The following is a 2099-nucleotide window of genomic DNA, read 5'->3' as shown; positions in this document are numbered from 1 at the left end:
AGGACCCTGCATCGTGCCCAACGGACTTCGCGGCGAAACCAGGTGAGGGGGGCGTCCCCCGTTTGACGCCCGAAAGCGGCAGTCTGTCAAGCAGAGGTCCAGCCAGTGATCTCACCACCATTCCGGACGAGCGCCGTCGCGTTCGGTGACTGACACAGTGTCGGTGAGTCTCACCGGATTGTCGAGTAACAGGGGGATTCCACTTCACGTCCCGCAACGGGCCGCAATGGACACTTGCGCAGAGCGTTCAGCACTCGCCATCTTGCGAAGAGGTTACGTGTAACGAACTTCGCGGTGTTCGACTTCGAAATATTCGGGCAGCAGCGTGTCGGACTGCAGGATCCCTTTTCGCGTCAGTTTGATCTCGTCCCCTTCGACCGTGAGGTAACCTTTGGCTTGCTGGGCAGCGAGGGGCTGAGCGAATTCCTTCAGCACGTCGACACCAAACTTGTCACGGAACGGTGCGGCCGAGAGGTGGCCTTCCTTCATTTGCAGAATGAATTCGCGGATCAGTCGTTGATGATCCGTCGGACGCAGGGCGCGATTAATCGGCAGCGATCCCCCTTCGACTGTCTTGAGATAGTCTTCCAGTTGGTCCAGGTTCTGGTAGTGAACACCCTGGAAGTGACCGAAGGAGGAAACCCCCGCCGCGAGTAGATCGCAGCCACGCCAGACATTATCGCGATAGACGAAGTGGTCGGTCGCGGGGTTCTTGACGAGTTCGTTCCCGCTGGAAATGTGGTAACCATCCGCCTGGAACGCATTCATCGCCTGATCGACCCAGCGTCGTTTCGTCGTCCAGTTGGCGACGGGCGAATCGATGCCGAGTTCCTTCATCTCCTTCGAGATCAGAGTATTGAAAGGAAGTTCCATCTGGTAGACGGTCAGATTGTCCGGCTTCAGTTTGCGCGCCTGCTCGATGCAGCTCGTCCAGTTTTCGTCGGTCTCTCCGATCATTCCGGCGATGAGGTCGATATTCACCTGGGGGAACCCGACCTGCTGAATCCAGTCGTAAGCGCGGAAGATTTCGGGTGACAGGTGAGCCCGTCCGTTGGCTTCCAGAATCTTGTCGTTGAAGTTTTCGACACCAAGGGAAATTCGGGTGATGCCGATGTCCTTGAGTGTCTGCAGCTTTTCCAGATTCAGCGTGCCCGGTTCGCACTCGAACGTGACTTCTTCGGCGTTGTCCCACGAGACCGAGCGACTGAGCTCGTCGCGCAGGAACCGCAACTGACGGGAGCTGAGGTACGACGGGGTACCCCCCCCGAAGTACACAAACTTGAGGTCGCGACCGGGGACCGCCGGCTGCTGACTGAGCAGTTCGACTTCTTTGGCCAGCGCTTCGACATAGCGGGCAATCGCGTTCGCGTTCTGGTTGGTGTAGACGCGGAAGTAGCAGAACTTGCACCGCTTGCGGCAGAAGGGGATGTGCAGGTAGAGCCCCATGGGGACCGAGCGGTCCGGCTCGGACGCGAACGCGGCGCGGATTTCGGGAACGGTCTCACGATTCCAGAGCGAGAATGGTGGATAGTTCGAGATGAAATAACTTCCCACTTCCGTCGTCGCAGGAGCAATTTCCAGGGGAGCAGTCGGTTCGGCAAGCATCAGTCTCTTCCGATCGAGTGGTAGGTTCGATGAGGCGGGGTCGTCGCGGGCTCGTTTCAATGGTCAATGATAAACCGAAATCGTCATTCTGAGCAATTCACGTTCCACTCTGGCACCCTCCCCGAGCCACTCCGGACCCGGTGCGGTTCACGGATGCCAGACCCAGCACCGCCGAGATTCGGGCGAGCATTCGCCTCCACAAAGACTACAACCCGATCCCACTCCTCTTTCCTGAATTCCCCCTGAAGGAGACGAAAGGATGCCAAAAGCTCTGCATGTGGACCAAAGCCGTGGGGCGATCGCGAGAGAGTTGTCGCTCAGGGGTGACGTGGCTGTTGTCGCGAGTCGCGGCACTAGTGCTTTGTCACGATGAAATCGTCGGGTTGTGTGCCACTGCATCGGAGTCCTCGGAGACGCAGTGTCTTCTCATTTTTTGATGCTTGACAGAGCACTGCGTGACCGAGGACGGTCATGCAGTGGCACCCTAATTTTTC

At 58.0% G+C, this 2099-nt stretch carries 1 protein-coding gene; it reads right to left on the bottom strand.

Going from position 1 to position 2099, the window contains the following annotated elements; genetic code table 11:
* Positions 1–273 precede the first annotated feature (273 nt).
* A complete protein-coding gene (locus VGE80_RS05475) occupies positions 274–1605 on the bottom strand; it encodes a coproporphyrinogen-III oxidase family protein (RefSeq protein ID WP_397568358.1) in 1332 nt (443 codons plus the stop codon).
* Positions 1606–2099 lie beyond the last annotated feature (494 nt).

The organism is Schlesneria sp. (genome assembly GCF_036405755.1).
In the GTDB taxonomy this organism is placed as follows: Bacteria; Planctomycetota; Planctomycetia; order Planctomycetales; family Planctomycetaceae; genus Schlesneria; species Schlesneria sphaerica.
The sequence above is the reverse complement of the archived record's forward strand: the minus strand, read 5'-3'. Positions and strand labels throughout refer to the sequence as shown.

What these genes read in the sequence shown, in the direction of transcription:
- VGE80_RS05475 (WP_397568358.1), bottom strand. Translation starts at nt 1,605, where the DNA reads ATGCTTGCCGAACCGACTGCTCCCCTGGAAATTGCTCCTGCGACGACG.